Genomic DNA, 16,497 nt, shown 5'->3' on the forward strand with positions numbered 1-16,497 from the left:
ACGCGGTGCTGTTACGCGTCCGATTCGCCGGATGGGAGTTCGACGACCTTGGTGTCCTTCGACCCGTTGAGCGACAGCTCCTTCGGGGTCATGACGGGCGGACGGTCGGACGGCAGGCGCTTCCCGTAACCGGTGTAGGAGTTCTGGTGGGGCCGCTTGCGGATGGGCGCGAAGACGTCGAGGACCTGGTCCTTGCTGAGCGTCTCCTTCTCCATCAGCTCGAGCACCAGGTGGTCGAGGACGTCCCGGTACTCGGTGAGGATCTCCCAGGCGACGTCGTGGGCGCCCTCGATCAGGCGGCGCACCTCGTCATCGATCGCGGAGGCGATGTCCTCGGAGTAGTCGCGCTCGTGGCCCATGTCGCGGCCGAGGAAGACCTCGCCCTGCCCGGAGCCGAACTTGCGCGCGCCGAGGCGCTCGCTCATGCCGTACTCGGTGACCATGTTCCGCGCGATCGCGGTGGCCTTCTCGATGTCGTTGGACGCGCCGGTGGTGGGCTCGTGGAAGACGAGCTCCTCAGCGGTGCGGCCGCCCAGCAGCATGGCGAGCTGGTCGTTCATCTCCGAGCGGGTGGTGAGGAACTTGTCCTCCATCGGGAGGGTCATCGTGTAGCCGAGGGCGCGGCCGCGCGGCAGGATCGTCACCTTGTGCACGGGGTCGGCGTTGGGCAGCGCGTGCGCCACCAGCGCGTGACCGCCCTCGTGGTAGGCGATGATCTTCTTCTCCGCGTCGGACATGACGCGGGTCTTGCGCTCGGGCCCGGCCATGACGCGGTCGATCGACTCCTCGAGCGTCGCCATATCGATCAGCTTCTGGTCGAAGCGGGCGGTCAGCAGCGCCGCCTCGTTGATGACGTTCGCCAGGTCCGCGCCGGTGAAGCCGGGGGTGCGCCGGGCGATGGTGTCGAGGTCGACGTCGGGGGCGAACGGCTTGCCGCGGCCGTGGACGCGCAGGATGCCCTTGCGGCCCTCGAGGTCGGGGCGGTCGACGGTCACCTGACGGTCGAACCGGCCGGGACGCAGCAGCGCGGGGTCGAGGATGTCGGGGCGGTTGGTGGCGGCGATCAGGATGACGCCGCCCTTGGCGTCGAAGCCGTCCATCTCGACGAGCAGCTGGTTGAGGGTCTGCTCGCGCTCGTCGTGGCCGCCGCCCAGGCCCGCGCCGCGGTGCCGGCCGACGGCGTCGATCTCGTCGATGAAGATGATGGAGGGGGCGTTGGCCTTGGCCTGCTCGAACAGGTCGCGCACGCGGGACGCGCCCACGCCGACGAACATCTCCACGAAGTCGGAGCCGGAGATCGAGTAGAACGGCACCCCCGCCTCACCCGCGACGGCCCTGGCGAGCAGCGTCTTACCGGTTCCGGGAGGGCCGAACAGCAGCACGCCCTTGGGGATCTTCGCGCCGATGGCCTGGAACTTGGCCGGGTTCTGCAGGAAGTCCCGGATCTCCTGGAGCTCCTCGATCGCCTCGTCCGCGCCCGCGACGTCGGCGAAGGTGGTCTTGGGGGTGTCCTTGGTGATGAGCTTGGCCTTGGACTTGCCGAAGTTCATCACGCGCGAGCCGCCGCCCTGCATCTGGTTCATGATGAACAGGAAGATGAGGACGATGATGATCAGCGGCAGGAGGCTGAACAGGAAGCTCAGCAGCAGGCTCTGCTTGGGGACCTCGACCTGGTAGGACTCGGTCTTGCCCGCGTTCACCTGCTCCTGGAGCTGCTGCTGGAGCCGTGCGCCCTGGCTGCCCACCCAGCTGGCCTGCATGTGCTTGCCGTCGGTGGTGGTGATCTGGACGACCTGGTCCTTGTCGATGATCTTCGCCGACTTGACCTGGCCCTTCTCGATCGCGCTGACGACCGTCGAGGTGTCTTCCTTCTCGTAGGTCTGACCTGGGCTCATGCCCCACACCACGATCGCGGCAAGCAGACCGAAGAGAAGGACCCACAGCAGTGGTCCGCGGAAGTATCGCTTCACGTCCATATGTGCGGCACCCCCGGACGGGGTCCGTCCCTCCTGACCAACGTCTGCGGAAAGCTAGCTACTGAAGGTACACCGGACGATGCAGGGCATGCAGCCAGCGATCTCCCCAGCGTCTTGCCAACGATCGGGTGGACCGGGATGTTCCCCGCGATCAGCTCCCATACACGTGTGGGGCGAGCGTCCCCACAAAAGGGAGATTTCTATACTTCTCGGCATAATCCAGCCCATATCCCACAACGAACTCATTGGGGATATCGAACCCAACGTACCTGACGTCCAGTTCCGCCTTGACCGCATCCGGCTTGCGCAGGATCGTGCAGACCTCAAGGCTGGCCGGCTGCCTGGTGCGCAGGTTGTCGATGAGCCAGGAGAGCGTCAGTCCCGAGTCCACTATGTCCTCGACGATCAGGACATGCCGGCCCGTGATGTCGCTGTCCAGGTCCTTGAGGATGCGGACGACGCCCGAGGACTTCGTGCCCGACCCGTAGGACGAGACCGCCATGAAGTCGACCGAGACGTGTGAGCGCATCGCGCGGGCGAGGTCGGCCATCACCATGACGGCGCCCTTGAGCACTGCCACGAGCAGGATGTCCTTGCCCGCGTAGTCCTCGTCGATCTGGGCGGCCAGCTCACGGATCTTCGCCTGGAGCTGGTCTTCCGGGATCAGCACCTTGGCCAGGTCGTTGCCCAGATCCTTCTCTTCCACCCTCACGCCTTCCTTCGCGGCTCGGGCCCGCCGCTTCGGCCGGGCCCAAATGCAGCTTGCCATACCTCCGGATCGCCCGGAGACCGCCGGGGAGGTCCGCGCCGCGCTGCCCGTGCCACGCCGTGACCAGCCGATCCATCGCCGTGACGTGCACCGAGCCCAGCGCCCCCGCCGGACAGCCCGCCTCCACCGCGGCTGCACGCAGAACCCTTCCCCGAACCGCGGCTGGCAGACCCTCCAACGCCGAGACGTCGAAGGTGTGGCCGATGACACGCGCCTCCTCAAGGGCGCGCGCGGCCCAGCCGTCGAGGGCGTCGGCGTCGGCGCGCAGCAGGTCTGCGGTACGGGCCAGCGCCTCGGCCACTCCCGGGCCCAGGACCTCGGTCATCGCGGGCAGGAGGGAGGAGCGCACCCGCGACCTGGTGAAGGCGGGGTCGGCGTTGTGCGGATCGTCCCAGGGCGTCAGGCCCTCGGCGAGGCAGGCGCGGCGCACCTCCGCGCGGCCGAGGCCGAGCAGCGGACGCCGGTAGAGCCCGTTGCGCGCGGGCATCCCCGCGAGCGAGCGCGCGCCCGAGCCCCTGGCCAGCCCGAGAAGCACGGTCTCCGCCTGGTCGTCCCTGGTGTGCCCGACCAGGACCGCCTGCGCGCCGAGCTCCGCCGCGGTCTTCTCCAGCGCCGCGTAACGCGCCTCGCGCGCTGCCGCCTCCGGCCCCCCCGCGCCCGTGACGTCCACCGCGACGGACCCCGCCGGATCGAGCCCGAGCCCCCACATCACCCGGACCACACCGACGGCCCGCACGTCCGACCCCTCCTGGAGCCCGTGGTCGATCGTGACGCCGCCCGCGCGCAGCCCGGCGCGCGGCGCCACATGCGCCAGCGCCGCCGCGAGCGCGAGCGAATCCGCCCCGCCGCTGCACGCGACGAGGACGAGCGACCCCCGCCCGATCCCGGCAAGTTCCGCCCGCACCGCGGCGCGCACCCGTGCGACCGCAGGATCAGGCCCCACCGTCAACCCCTCCCCGAAGCCCTCGGCGACGCCCGCACGGCGTCACGGAGCCAGCGTGCCACGAGGCGCTGACATTTCCGGGGCGCGGGCCGCCGGACCCCGGTCAGGGCTCGGTGCCGTTGGGCTTCTCCAGCTCGAGGAACTCGCCGGGCAGCGCCGGCTTGACCACCCGCGCGATCCACGCCTGCGGATCGGCGATCTCGGCGACCGTCGGCAGGTTCTCCGGGGCGTCCCACACCCGGTTGAAGCCCGCCATGCCGACCTCGGCGTGCACCCGCCTGACGAAGCGGGAGCCTTCGGCGTACTGCTTCATCTTGATCTCGATGCCGAGGAGCCTGCGGATCGTCTTGTCGAGCTTCGAGCCGCCGCCGCGCCTGCCGTTGAACTTGCTGCGGATCTGCGCGACGGTCGGGACGACGCCGGGGCCGACGGCGTCCATCACGAAGTCGCCGTGCCCCTCCACCAGCGTCATCACCGCGGTGAGCCGGTCGAGGATGACGCGCTGCTCGGGGCTCTGGATGGCGTCGATCAGGGTCGACTCGCCGCCGCGCACCGCGTCGGCGACGGCCTCGGCGGCGTCCTTGATCCGGTCGAGCAGCTCGCTCGGTCCGATGTCGGAGGCGAGCAGGAACTGGGTCATCTGGTCCTGCACGTACCCGCGCAGCCAGGGCACGCCGGTGAACTGGGCGCGATGGGTCTCCTCGTGCAGGCACACCCAAAGCCGGAAGTCGCGGGTGTCGACGCCGAGCTCGCGCTCGGTCTGCACGATGTTGGGCGCGACGAGCGTAAGGCGGCCCGTCGGGGCGCGGCCGGAGGGGTCGGGCGGAAGGAAGAGCTCGTACTGGCCGAGCACCCGGCTCGCCATGTAGGCGAGGATCGCGCCCATCTGCATGCCGGTGACGCGGGACCCGACGAGGTCGACCGCGATCCCCACGGGGCCGGTGGCCGTCTTGCGCTCCGACAGCTTGTCCACGAGCGGTTCGAGGACGACCCGGAAGCCGTCGACGTTGGCCTTGATCCAGCCGGGACGGTCCACGACCGTCGCGGGCTTGGAGTCCGGCAGGACGTCCATGCCGGTGAACTCGCGTACGTGCTCCTGCGCCACCGCGGACAGCTCGCGCAGCTCGCGGACCACGTCCCTGGCCTCCTCGGCGGAGACCTGCGGCCCCGGACGCACGAGGCGGGCCCCGGTTTGAACCGCAGTACCCCAGTCGATCATCCCGCCCACGCCCGCTCCCTCCGCCGGGACCGGAACCCCGGATAGGACTCACTCGCGTTCTTGCTCCACCGTATGCGACCAACGCCCGACACCCCACAGACGTTCCCTCCCGGCCCGGCGCGCAACCGGCGGGCCCGCGACGTCGTCGCAGGTCATGGCCTGCTTACGGGGTCAGCAGGCGCAGGTGACGACGGTGTCGGCGAGCTTGTCGAGGGCCGCGCGGGCCGCGGCGAGGTCGGCGGCGTCGTTGGCCATGAAGGCGAACGAAAGCAGGCGTCCCGAGGAGTCGTAGGCGATGCCGGCGAGGGTGGCGACACCGTTGAGCGTGCCGGTCTTGGCCCTGACCAGCCCGGCGCTGGGCAGCCCGATGAAGCGTTCGCTGAGGGTGCCGCTGAACCCTCCGACGGGCATGCCGGTGAGGACGCTGCTCAGCTCCGGGTGTTCGCCGGACGCGGCGAGGGAGACGATGCGGGCGAGCGCCTGCGGGGTGATCCGGTTCAGCGGGGAAAGACCGCTGCCGTCCTGGACCGCGACCCCCTCGCCCATGCCCAGCGACTGCAGGGTCTCCCGGACGCCCTGCGCGGCCCCTTCGAAGGACGCGGGCAGGTTCTTCTTAAGCGCCACCTGACGGGCCATCGCCTCGGCGACCTCGTTGTCGCTGCACTGCATGAGGTGCTCTACGAGTTCGGATATCGGCGGCGAGGAGACCGCGGCGAGTTCCTGCCCACCCTTGCCCGACGCGGGACGCCCGACGACCGCCGTGACCCCGTACCGCGAAAGGTAACGGGCGAAGGCTTGGGTGGCCGCTTTCGGCCCGTTGTCGACCGGCGTGACGGTGCCCTCACACGGGTTCGGCGTGCTGCGCCCGTTGTCGACCATGAGCGCGTTGATGGGCGCGACGCTGCCTTCGGTGACGTACGTGGGCTTCCAGCCAGGTCCCATGGCGGAGCCGTCGAAGAGGGAGGAGTCGTAGTCGACAGTGATCCGCGTTACGCCCTCGGTCTTGAGCGCGTCGGCCGTCTGCCGTGCAAGGTCGGCCACGGAGGCGGGCCTGGGATAAGAGGTGGGCTTCTCCTTGGAGGAGAGGGTCGGATCGCCTCCGCCGACCAGAACCAGACGGCTTCCCTTGCGGACTACCTGCGTGCTCAAGGTGGTCGACGGGCCCACCGCGGCCAGTACGGCGGTGGAGGTGACGATCTTCGTTGTCGACGCCGGAACCGCGGCCTGTCCGGAGCCCGCGTCGAACAGCGTCTTGCCTGTTCTGGCGTCAAGGACGACCCCGGTGATCTTGCCGTCGGCGTTCAGCTCGCCCAGCCGGGAGGCGAGTGCGGCTCCGGGAATCTTCCCGGCACCGGTAACCTGCTCTGACTCACCGGGATTCACGACCCGTCGTTCGGCCACCGCGGCCGGTTGCGGAGACAGTTCCCGTTCTGGTGTGATTTTCACCACACCAGCGCTCGCACTGACCGCGAAGACCTGAAGCAGGAAGAGCGTGACCACGGCCACCGGCCGGTCAATGGTCACCATGTCGTGCCTCTCCCTCGTCCAGGTCTGCCACGTGAGTGCGAGATCCTTGTATACACACAACACCCCATGAGCCACGCATCAACGCGGCAGCTTCGGACCATGGCGACGGAGGAAATCAGTGGAATTCGACGTGACCATCGAGATTCCCAAGGGCTCTCGCAACAAGTACGAAGTGGACCACGAGACGGGCCGCATCCGGCTCGACCGCCTGCTGTTCACCTCCACGCAGTACCCCACGGACTACGGCTTCATCGAGGGCACCCTCGGTGAGGACGGCGACCCGCTGGACGCCCTCGTCCTGCTCCAGGAGCCGACCTTCCCCGGCTGCCTCATCCTGTGCCGCACCGTCGGCATGTTCCGGATGACCGACGAGGCGGGCGGCGACGACAAGCTGCTGTGCGTCCCGGCGACCGACCCGCGCTTCGAGCGCGTCCGTGACATCACCGACGTGCCCGAGTTCGACCGCCTCGAGATCCAGCACTTCTTCGAGGTCTACAAGGACCTCGAGCCCGGCAAGTCCGTCGAGGGCGCCAACTGGGTCGGCCGGGTGGAGGCCGAGGAGGAGATCGTCCGCTCCCGCAAGAGGGCCCAGGAGCACGGCCACTGATCCGGCAGCCGACGCGCCGCGGGTGACGCGGGCTCATCCGGGCCTTACGGCGCCGATGAGCCCGTTGCGCCAGATGGACGAGATGCGGACCCTTGCCCCGGTATAGGGAGCCTCGACCATCCGCCCGTCACCGATGAAGATCCCGACATGGTGAATCGTGTCGGGATCTTTGGTGTTCTTGGCGAAGAACACGAGGTCTCCCGCGCGCAGCATCGTCGTCGGCACCTTCGGCCCCGCCGCCCACTGGCTGCCCGTCCAGTGGTCAAGGCCGATGCCCGCCTTGGCCCACGCGTACAGAGCGAGGCCCGAACAGTCGAACCCGCGGATCTTCGCGCCGTGCGCGATGCCCTTGGACGGGCCCTTGGTGTTCCCGCCTCCCCACGAGTAGGGCGTGCCTATCCACTTCAGCGCCTCACGCACGACGGTCTTGCCGCGTCCGGCTCCGCGCGGGCTCAGCTCGTCGTCTTCGAGTCTGCGTACGGCCTCGAGATCCAACCGCCGTTCCGTGCGCGCGCGCAGCTCCTCGGTACGGCGTTCGGCGAGCCGCTCGGCGCGCGGCCGTACCTTGTCGAGCCTGCGGACGAGGTCCTTGCGCGTCGCCCCGATGCGCGCGGCGGCGTCCTTCTGCGCCTCGACCGCGGCGATCGCGTCACGTCGTGTACGCGCCACCAGAGCGGCGGTCTCCTTCTGCCGCTTGTACGCCTTCTTGGCTTCCGACCGCAGCAGGCGCGACACCTTGCGCGCGGCCTTCATCCGCTTCAGCAGACCTTCCTGCTGTGTCGCCATCACCTGGAGCATCCCCGCGCGGTCGAGCATGCCCCTGGCTCCCCCGCCGCCCGTGAACAGCATGGCGAGCCGTGTGGTCGAGGACGTCGTGGTCGTGTAAGCGCCGGGCGCGTAAGCGGAGTAGGCGTCGCGCGCTTGGCGGTAGGCGCCTTCCGCCTTCTTCGCGCGTACCCGTGCGGCTTTCGCGGCGGTCCGCGCCCTTGCGAGCAGGACGCGCTGGCCGTTGTGCCGCTCCATCGCCCACTGCGCCTCCGAGCCATAGCGCACGAGCTCGGCGTCGGCCTGGGCGAGGCGCGCCTTGATCCGGCCCGCCTCCAGGGCCGAGACGCGCGCGCCCGCCCGGCTGACGACGGCGTCGCCGACCGCGGGACGCTCCACGGCGAGCACCGGGGTCGCACCGGCGAGCAGCGCCCCCGTGACAACCACGACGAGACTTCGAGACGACCGCGGCATGCTCCACCTCCACGCAGGCCACGCCGCCCGACGGGCGACGCTGCGAACACGTCCTGTGGACCTCCGTCACACGGTCACCCCCTACCCCTCGCGCCTACGCCGCCACGCCGCCTTGTCGCCTTCTTTCCTGGCCGCTGACCAGGCCCGACCGGCGATTCCCCACTATGTGCCGACAACTCCGGCGGCCCGCGAAGCGCGTTCGCCGACGCGGTTCCGGACGAGGCGGACATACCTCACCGCACGCGCAGGGACAGGCTCGTCGCCGACGACCACGACCCGAACTTCAGGTCGTCGTCCGACGCGTCGTCCTCGTCCTCCGGAGGGCAGTCCGAAGGGGTCGGCTCGGGAACCGGCACGCCCGTCGGAGGAGCGCCCTCGCCGGGAGACGGCGGCACCGCCGTCGGAGCGGGGGTGGCGTTCGGCTCCGTCGGCAAAGGCACCGACGGGAGGGGGCCGCCCGTCGAGGGCGCGGAAGGGCCGAGCGAAGGGCTCTGCGTGGGAGCCGCCGCGTCCCAGGTGACCGTGACGGTGACACCGCCGATGCGGATAAGGCCGCGGCCCGCCTTGGCGGAACGGAACACCTTCACCTTGACGGTCGCCTTCTCGTCCTTGGCCAACTCGCCCGACGGCTCCGACAGCTTGAGCGGTCCCTTCACCTTCGCCCGCCAGACGAGGTCGCCGTCGGCCTCCAGCTTCAGCTCGCCGTCCGAGCCCGACCCGATGTCCAGCCGCAACGGCGAGACCGTCAGACGGCCAGGCCCACCGGGCTCCGCGGACACGCCGCCCTGCTGGACGCTCTGCGGCGTCGGTACGGGAGGTGCCTGCTGCGGGGTGGCTATCGGCTCAGGGGTGGCCGACTCATACGCCCCGGCGGGGAACGTCGCGGTGAGCAGCCCGTGACGCGGGACGGGGGGACGCGGCCTGTCGTCCACCGTCTCCGACGGCGTCGGACGGGGCGTGGGCGAGCCGCCCGACGCGATCGTGCGCACGTCCTGCCTCGGGTCGCCGACCAGCCAGCCGACGAACGTCGTCCCCGCGACGAGACCCCCCGACAGGACGCCCACGACGAGCACCTTGCGCCACCACCGGCCGCGCGCAGGGGCGACCACGACGGGCTCGGGCACAGCACGCCCGGGAAAGCCGAGGGCGTTGAAGTCGGTGCTACGGGTGGCGACGAACAGCCGATAGCCGACGAGGTCGGGATCGGTGAAGCAGCTCAGCACCTTGGCGCGCAGCGAAGCCGGCGCGCTCGCGCACGGCACCGTCGCGAAGATCTTCGTCGGCGAGATCGCGTCGGTGGGCCGGTGGCCGGCGCACTCCGGGCAGGCGCGCACGTGCGCAAGCAGGTTCGCCCGTACGTTGGCGTCGAGCTCGCCCGCCACCCGGGCGGCCAGGAGGTCGGCGCGTCCGGCGCAGCCCGCGGGGCCGAGGTGGGTGAGGATCTCCACCGTCAGCGCGCGCCTGAGGTCGCCCTTGGCGTCCGTCAGCAGCTCGACCGTCTGGCGCTCGGGCTGGTCGAGCACCAGCGCGACGTGCGCGGCGGGAAGCCTGTGTCGGGCCTCGAGCTCGAGCGCCTCGCGCGGCAGCGGGTCGAGCGCCCGCACCGCACGCCAGGCGAGCATCTTCTGGTCCATGTCGCGCCGGCCCGGTTCGGCGGACGGAGGATCGGCGTACGCGGACGCGGCCTCGGGCCTGCGCGCGCACTCGGCGCGGGCGAGCGCGAACAGCCACGGCAGGAACGCCTCGGGGTCCTGGAGGCGGTCGGCGTGCGCCTCGGCGACGATGAAGGTGTCCCGTAGAGCCACCTGCGCGGCTTCGGCGTCGGTGAGCCGGAACCAGCAGTACGCGTACAGGCGGGCGGCGTACGCGTCGTAGACCGAGGCGAGCGCGCCGGGGTCACGTGCGCGCAGGGCCTCGACGAGCAGGCGGTCATCCATGGGGGAAAAATAAAGGCAGCGCCATGTTTCCCTCCACCGAATCCCTGGAATTGCTCAGCCATTCCCCTAAGCCACATCGGGAATAGACGTCATTCATCGCGATCTTCGCAATGCGTTTTCTCCCCGAAGCACCGCGTGGGATGCTTCGCGTGGATGATCAGAATTCCAGCCGCATGGGCGGAAAGAGGCGTTCTGCCACTGCGGTGATAGCCGTCACCTGCGCCGACGTGAAGATGACCGGGTGCGACCGCACGAATTCCGGAATCTCCCTGCCCCGGTGGAAGACCACCCCTTCGTGCTGAAAACCCTCGGGTTCCACCTTTCCCGACTGGACGGCGACGAGCGGGACCACGTCGAACTCCTCGTCGAGTTCCTCGGCGAGGAGGCGGCCGACGAGTTCGGCCGCGCGCGCGGCCGTCACCTCGATTCCGCTCACCGGCTCCTCGCCCGCCCACAGGCGTCCGTCGTCCGCCCAGACGCGGACCCCGCGCCGCACACGGCGCGTCACGATCGCGTAGACGCCCGTCAGGCCGATCACCAGATGGTCGAGGTTCGTCGCCGACAGATCCGGGACCGTGCGGTCGTGCAGGACGCTGTAGCCGCGTCCGAGCCCTCCGAGGTCGCGTCCGGTGCGCCGCTCAGCGCGCGCGCCGCGTCGCCACTCCGCCTCGGGCCCCGGCGCGAGGTATCCGGCGCCGTAGTGCAGGACCGCGACGCACGCGCCCGAGCACGCGCCGATCCGCCAGTCGACGAAGCCCGCCGTCATCACGCCGGCCGCGCCCCCCAGCGCGCCTCCGACGACAAGGCGCTCGAAACGCGAGGAAAGCGCCCTGTATCGCGCCCAGGCCGACGCCCCGGCGACCCCAAGTTCACTCCGGCCCACCCGGCTCACCCCCGGGGCAAGAGTCGTGGCAGGTGGGGCCGCATTCAAGGACTTCACCGCGGCGGGCAGGTGTCGTCTCGCCAGACCGGGACAAGCCGGGCGCGTTTGACACTGCAAACATGACAGTGTCATAGTTGCAGCATGGATGAATGGACGATCACGCAGCTCGCGTCGAAGGCCGCCGAGGCGCTGGCCGATCTCGACGTGAACGGCCGTGTCCAGGAAGTCCCGAACGTACGGTTGATCCGCTGGTACACCACGCTCGGCCTGCTCGACCCGCCGCTGCGGCAGGGCAGGACCGCGCGCTACACCCCGCGGCATCTGCACCAGCTCGTCGCGGTCAAGCGCCGCCAAGCGGCCGGGCTGAGCCTCGCGGAGATCCAGGCCGAGCTGCTGAGCGCGCCCGAGCGGCGGCTCACCCCGATCGGCGAGAACGTCGACATCGCGTGGAGCGGGCCGCCGCCCGCCGCGCCCGTCGAAGGCGAGCCGCCCGCGCGGCGGTTCTGGGCGGCGCCGCCCGCGGTGGGCTCCTGCCCGCCGCCGGACGCGATGCCGGAACCGTCAGAGCCGGCGAGCACGACGCTGCAAGGGATCAGGCTCGCCGCCGGCGTCACCCTGCTGCTGGAGACCGAGCGGCTCGATCCCGATCAGGCGGCCGCGCTGCGCGGCGCGGCCGCCCCCCTGCTCGCCGAGCTGGCACGGCTCGGCCTGATGCCACCCGGGGAGGTGGGCCCCACCCCCTCCTGACCCGGCTCGCCCCGACCCGACGTCCGAACGAACGCCAGCGCGAAGGCAGGTAACAGTGACACTGCAGACAGAAGCCACGGGAGAGCGCCCGCCCGCCGAATCCGGCGTCGGCACGCTCACCACCTCCGAGGGGGGACTCCCCCTCGAGTCCCTCGCCGTCCACGCCGACATCGCGGGGCTCGCCGCGGCCGTCGAGGTGGTGCAGGAGTTCCGCAACTCCTTCAGCGTCCCGCTGGAGGCCACCTACGTCTTCCCGCTGCCCGATCGGGCGGCGGTCACCGGCCTCGTCATGCACGCCGACGGCCGCACCGTCCGGGCGGAGCTGCGCGAACGCGGCGAGGCGCGCCAGGCATACGACGAGGCCATCGCGGCGGGTCAGCGCGCGTCCATCGCCGAGGAGGACAGGCCCGATGTCTTCTCGATGCGCGTCGGCAACATCCTGCCCGGCGAGCGCGTCACCGTCCGGCTGACGCTGAGCCAGCCGCTGCCGTATGAGGACGGCACAGCGGTCTTCCGCTTCCCGCTCGTCGTCGCGCCCCGCTACATCCCCGGCGAGACCCTGCCCGGGCCGGACTCCGGCCTCGGCGTCCACCCGGACACCACGGCGGTCCCCGACGCCTCGCGCATCAGCCCGCCCGTGCTGCTGCCCGGCTTCCCCGATCCCGTCACGCTCTCGCTCACCGCGCGCGTCGACGCCGCAGGGCTGCCGCTCGGCCCGCTGGAGTGCACCCACCCGCTGTCACAGGACGCGTCGGGCCTGGTCACCCTCGGGCACGGCCAGCGGCTCGACCGCGACTTCGTGCTGCGGCTCCCCTACGGCGTCCAGTCGGGCGGGGAAGCCGCAGACCAGGTCTCCGGCATCACCGAGTCGCTGCTGTTCACCCCTGATGCCGAAGGCGACGAGGGCACCTTCACCCTCACCCTGCTGCCCGCCCTCGAGGCCGACCCACGGCCCAAGGACGTCGTGCTCGTGCTCGACAGATCGGGCAGCATGCAGGGCTGGAAGATGGTCGCCGCGCGCCGGGCTGCAGCCCGGATCATCGACAGCCTGCACGGGCGCGATCGCTTCGCCGTCATCGCCTTCGACCACCTCGTGGAGACCCCGCCCGGCCTGCCCGCTGGCCTCTCCGAGGCCACCGACCGCAACCGGTTCCGCGCGGTCGAGCACCTGGCCAAGACCGAGGCGCGCGGCGCGACGGAGATGCTGCAGCCCCTGCGCGAGGCCCTCACCCTGCTCGGCGCGCCGGGCCGCGACCGGGTACTGGTGCTGGTCACCGACGGCCAGGTAGGCAACGAGGACCAGATCCTCGCCGCGCTGCCCCCGGCCGAGCTCGACGGCGTCCGAGTGCACACCGTCGGCATCGACCGCGCCGTCAACGCGGGCTTCCTCGGCAGGCTCGCGGCCTACGGCCAGGGCCGCTGCGAGCTCGTCGAGTCCGAAGACAGGCTCGACGCGGCGATGGAGCACATCCACCACCGGATCGCCGCCCCCGTCCTCACCGGCGTGACGCTGCGCGCGGGCGAGGGGCTGGAGATCCTCGCCGACACGGTCTCCCCGGCGCGTCCTGCCTCGGTGTTCCCCGGCGTCCCGCTCGTCGTCTCCGGGCGCTACCGGGGCTCGGGCACTTCCCTGACGGCGGTGGCCGCCGCGCAGTCCTGGGAGCGCGCCTTCCAGGCCGTCACCGCGGCGTCGTCCCCGGCAACCGCGCTGTGGGCGCGGGCTCATCTGCGCGACCTTGAGGACGCCTACGCCGGCGACCCGAGCCAGGCCCGTGAGGCGCAGGTGGTGGCGACGTCGCTGCGGCACGGGGTGCTGTGCCGGTTCACCGCATATGTCGCCGTCGATTCCCGGTTCGTCACCGAGGGCGGCGACCCGCAGCAGGTCGTCCAGCCGGTGGAGCTGCCCCAGGGCTGGGCCATCGAGAGCGCCGCCGGGCCGGTGGCCGCCTCGGCCCCCCTCGCCATGCCCGCCCCTGCCGCCGCGGCCCCGTCCCGGCAGCGGATGTCCCGCTCCGCGCCCGCCTTCGGCGCGGCCCCGCCACCGGCCCCTCCCGGCGGCCCCATGCCCCCGGCCCGCGCCGGAGCCTTCGCCCGCCCCGCGGGCAGGCCCATGCCCCGCCCCGCTATGGCCACCCCGCCCCCACCCCCGCCCACCCCCGACCTGACCCCGCTGCTTGCCCTGGAACTCCAGCGCCTCCGCGCCCTGGCCGACGCCCCCCGCTCCACCCGCCTGGCCCACCTGACCGACCTCATCACCCGCCTCGAGGCCCTCTCCCTCCCCGACCTCGCCGACCTCCTCGCCTCTTACCCCACCCTCCCTGACCCCCTCACCCTCTGGAGCCCCCTCGAAGAGGCCCTCACCGCCCTCACCACCCCCCACCCACCCCGCCGCCCCTTCTGGAAGCGCTGACCCCCACCCACCCCGCAAGGCCGAGCCGCCGCACCCCCTCGCCCCGGGCCAACCGCCCGGGGCCCTTCCAAAAGCGCCCACAACCCACCCACCCCGAGCCGCGCTACTGCGTCGCCTCTCCCCGGGCGAAGCCGCCCGCTTCTCCTGTCCTGCCCGCCGGGTGGGTCAGGACAGAGGTCGGCTCAGCCGGGACGCAGCGCGGACCGCCCACGAGCGGCCGGAGCCAGGGCGGGTCAGGACAGGGTCGGCTCGGTCGGGGCGGAACGCAGACCGCCCAAGGGTGCACGGTGCCGGGGGTGGGTGGCGTATGTGGTCTTGCGAGCGGTGGGGTGGGGGTGGGTTGAAGGGCGGGTTCTGTCAGGGGGGAGGGATAGCTTCGGTGGGTGATGATGATCGGCGGGACGCCTGTGTGGGTGGAGACGGACGGTGAGCGGGAAGTTCGGATCAGGTGGGGGGAGACTGACTCGGCGGCGGCGGGGCTCGCTGAGGCGCTGGGTGCGGCGGTCAGCCTTGCGGTCCGGCAGGGGGTGCCGCCTGAGCATCTGATCGAGAAGTTTCTGAATCTGCGGTTCCTGCCGCAGGGGGAGACGGACGACCCTGCGGTGCCGTCGACGACCTCGGTGGCCGACTACCTGGCGCGGCGGCTCGCCGATGCCTGGCTCACCCCGCAGCAGCGCGGCAAGCTCGGGCTTCCCGAGGCCGACACCGACACCGACGGTTCCTGGCCCGACGCCTACCGCTCCCCCTGACTCGAGACGTCGCCCGGGGGCTGCGGTGCGGTCGACGGCCTGACCCGACGCGTGGTCGCCCGACCCGACGGCACGACCTGACCCGGCCGCACGGCCGGGCGCACCTCTGTCGCCCGCGCCCGCCCCTGCCGGACACACCCTCACAACCCAGGCATAACCGCCCCACCCGGGCGCAGCGCGCGATCAGGGGTGGGGCGGCGGCGAACTCGGCGCCGTCCGGCCGTCGCAACCGATGTTCGCCGTCCGCCGTGCGGATCTTCGCGGTGTCGCGACTCTGTCCGGCCTCACGCAATTTGTCCGGGTGTCGCGACTCTGTCCGAGCGGCGTGACGCCCGGTCGGTGGGGTCAGAGGGTGGAGTTCAGGAAGGTCCAGGCGTCGGCGATGATCTGGGGGAGGGGGCGGTGCGCCTTCCAGCCGAGGTCGTGGGCGATGCGGGTCGCGGAGGCGACGAGGTAGGGCGGGTCGCCGGGGCGGCGCGGGTGCACGTTGACGGGGATGGGCAGGCCCGTCACCTCGCCGGCGGTGTCGATGATCTCCCGCACCGAGGTGCCCGTGCCGCTGCCGAGGTTGTAGATCGTATGGATGCCGGGCTCGACCGCGTCCAACGCGAGCAGGTGCGCCTCGGCGAGGTCGGCGACGTGCAGGTAGTCGCGGATCGCTGTGCCGTCGGGCGTCGGGTAGTCGGTGCCGTACAGCTCGACGGCGGGGATCAGCCCGGCCGCGGCCCGCAGCACGTTCGGGATGAGGTGCGTCTCCGGGTCGTGCCTTTCGCCGAGGCCCGCGTAGGCCCCGCCGACGTTGAAGTAGCGCAGGCTCGTCGCGGCGAGCCCGTGCGCCGTCGCCTCGCCCTGCAACGCGAAGTCCACCGCGATCTTGGACTGCCCGTAGGGGTTGATGGGCGCGACGGGCGCGTCCTCGGTGATCGGTTTGTCCCCGACGACCCCGTATGTCGCGGCGGTCGAGGAGAACACGATCCGCCGGACCCCGTGCCCGCGCATCGCCTCGAGCAGCGCGAGGGTACCGCCGACGTTGTTGTCCCAGTACATCTCGGGCTTGCGCACCGACTCGCCCACCTGTGAGCGCGCGGCGAAGTGCATGACGGCGTCGAAACCGCCCCTGCCGAGCACGTCCCCGGCCTGCTTCACGTCCCCCTGGACGAACTCGACGCCGGGCGGCACCCCGACGCTCGACCCCGTCGTCAGATTGTCCAGAACCACCACGGTGTGTCCGGACTCGATCAGTTGGGCCGCGACGACCGATCCGATGTAACCGGCCCCACCCGTAACGAGAATCTTCATGGTCCTCCAATGTGAGCGGCGGTCCCAAGGTAGCGCCCAAGGAAATCCCAAGTGGTTCACAACAGGCGAAGAGCAGGATCGTCAGTGATACGAAACACTGGAGGATCTGATGAACGCCTCGCGTCTCGCGGCGCTCCTGCTGGCTCTCACGGTGACGGCCACCGGATGCCAGGCGAAGGGCTACGCGCAGCC

The 16,497-nt window shown here is 71.2% G+C and carries 12 protein-coding genes and 1 pseudogene; 4 read left to right on the top strand and 9 right to left on the bottom strand.

From position 1 onward, the window contains the following. Positions 1–11: 11 nt before the first annotated feature. From ftsH to dacB, 5 genes and pseudogenes are all read right to left on the bottom strand, one after another. The gene (gene ftsH, locus R9X44_RS18700) at positions 12–1,976 is read right to left on the bottom strand and encodes an ATP-dependent zinc metalloprotease FtsH (RefSeq protein ID WP_319815481.1); all 1,965 of its coding nucleotides are present in this window, start codon (positions 1,974–1,976) and stop codon (positions 12–14) included. 151 nt (positions 1,977–2,127) lie between these two features. After that, positions 2,128–2,682 (bottom strand): hypoxanthine phosphoribosyltransferase, encoded by a 555-nt coding sequence (hpt, locus tag R9X44_RS18705; RefSeq protein WP_319815482.1) that lies wholly within the window; start codon positions 2,680–2,682, stop codon positions 2,128–2,130. 52 nt (positions 2,683–2,734) lie between these two features. Beyond that, positions 2,735–3,688, bottom strand: a pseudogene (gene tilS, locus R9X44_RS18710) (tRNA lysidine(34) synthetase TilS); the annotation flags it as partial. 103 nt (positions 3,689–3,791) lie between these two features. Further along, entirely contained in the window at positions 3,792–4,907 is a 1,116-nt protein-coding gene (locus tag R9X44_RS18715) for a zinc-dependent metalloprotease (protein ID WP_319815778.1), read from the bottom strand. Between the two features lie 171 nt (positions 4,908–5,078). After that, positions 5,079–6,434 carry a D-alanyl-D-alanine carboxypeptidase/D-alanyl-D-alanine-endopeptidase gene (gene dacB / locus R9X44_RS18720; RefSeq protein WP_319815483.1) on the bottom strand — a complete coding sequence of 452 codons (1,356 nt, stop codon included), beginning with the start codon at positions 6,432–6,434 and terminating at the stop codon, positions 5,079–5,081. 118 nt (positions 6,435–6,552) lie between these two features. Between dacB and R9X44_RS18725 the strand changes: the two genes are divergently transcribed. Next, the gene (locus tag R9X44_RS18725) at positions 6,553–7,041 is read left to right on the top strand and encodes an inorganic diphosphatase (protein WP_319815484.1); all 489 of its coding nucleotides are present in this window, start codon (positions 6,553–6,555) and stop codon (positions 7,039–7,041) included. Between the two features lie 33 nt (positions 7,042–7,074). Here R9X44_RS18725 and R9X44_RS18730 read toward each other — a convergent pair whose 3' ends face one another. From R9X44_RS18730 to R9X44_RS18740, 3 genes are all read right to left on the bottom strand, one after another. Further along, positions 7,075–8,253: an NlpC/P60 family protein gene (locus R9X44_RS18730; protein WP_319815485.1), complete on the bottom strand. Its 1,179-nt coding sequence runs from the start codon at positions 8,251–8,253 to the stop codon at positions 7,075–7,077. Between the two features lie 260 nt (positions 8,254–8,513). After that, positions 8,514–10,217, bottom strand: a complete 1,704-nt coding sequence (locus R9X44_RS18735; RefSeq protein WP_319815486.1) for a hypothetical protein — start codon at positions 10,215–10,217, stop codon at positions 8,514–8,516. 157 nt (positions 10,218–10,374) lie between these two features. Next, complete coding sequence (locus R9X44_RS18740; RefSeq protein WP_319815487.1) at positions 10,375–10,983, bottom strand: NERD domain-containing protein; 609 nt, start codon at positions 10,981–10,983, stop codon at positions 10,375–10,377. Positions 10,984–11,241: 258 nt separating this feature from the next. On the opposite strand from R9X44_RS18740, the gene R9X44_RS18745 reads away from it, so the two are divergent. From R9X44_RS18745 to R9X44_RS18755, 3 genes are all read left to right on the top strand, one after another. After that, positions 11,242–11,847: a MerR family transcriptional regulator gene (locus R9X44_RS18745; protein ID WP_319815488.1), complete on the top strand. Its 606-nt coding sequence runs from the start codon at positions 11,242–11,244 to the stop codon at positions 11,845–11,847. 55 nt (positions 11,848–11,902) lie between these two features. Beyond that, positions 11,903–14,257, top strand: coding sequence for a VIT domain-containing protein (locus R9X44_RS18750; RefSeq protein WP_319815489.1), 2,355 nt, complete (start codon positions 11,903–11,905; stop codon positions 14,255–14,257). A gap of 383 nt (positions 14,258–14,640) precedes the next feature. Further along, a complete protein-coding gene (locus tag R9X44_RS18755) occupies positions 14,641–15,006 on the top strand; it encodes a hypothetical protein (protein WP_319815490.1) in 366 nt (121 codons plus the stop codon). A 345-nt stretch (positions 15,007–15,351) separates the two neighbouring features. On the opposite strand, the gene galE is transcribed toward R9X44_RS18755, so the two are convergent. Then, complete coding sequence (galE, locus tag R9X44_RS18760; RefSeq protein ID WP_319815491.1) at positions 15,352–16,305, bottom strand: UDP-glucose 4-epimerase GalE; 954 nt, start codon at positions 16,303–16,305, stop codon at positions 15,352–15,354. Between the last annotated feature and the right edge of the window lie 192 nt (positions 16,306–16,497).

The organism is Actinocorallia sp. A-T 12471 (genome assembly GCF_033875155.1).
Lineage (GTDB): Bacteria > Actinomycetota > Actinomycetes > Streptosporangiales > Streptosporangiaceae > Actinocorallia.

Coding starts and splice junctions, on each gene's coding strand:
- dacB (WP_319815483.1), bottom strand. CDS start 6,434: ATGGTGACCATTGACCGGCCGGTGGCCGTGGTCACGCTCTTCCTGCTT.
- galE (WP_319815491.1), bottom strand. CDS start 16,305: ATGAAGATTCTCGTTACGGGTGGGGCCGGTTACATCGGATCGGTCGTC.
- R9X44_RS18735 (WP_319815486.1), bottom strand. CDS start 10,217: ATGGATGACCGCCTGCTCGTCGAGGCCCTGCGCGCACGTGACCCCGGC.
- R9X44_RS18745 (WP_319815488.1), top strand. CDS start 11,242: ATGGATGAATGGACGATCACGCAGCTCGCGTCGAAGGCCGCCGAGGCG.
- R9X44_RS18715 (WP_319815778.1), bottom strand. CDS start 4,907: ATGATCGACTGGGGTACTGCGGTTCAAACCGGGGCCCGCCTCGTGCGT.
- R9X44_RS18740 (WP_319815487.1), bottom strand. CDS start 10,983: ATGACGGCGGGCTTCGTCGACTGGCGGATCGGCGCGTGCTCGGGCGCG.
- ftsH (WP_319815481.1), bottom strand. CDS start 1,976: ATGGACGTGAAGCGATACTTCCGCGGACCACTGCTGTGGGTCCTTCTC.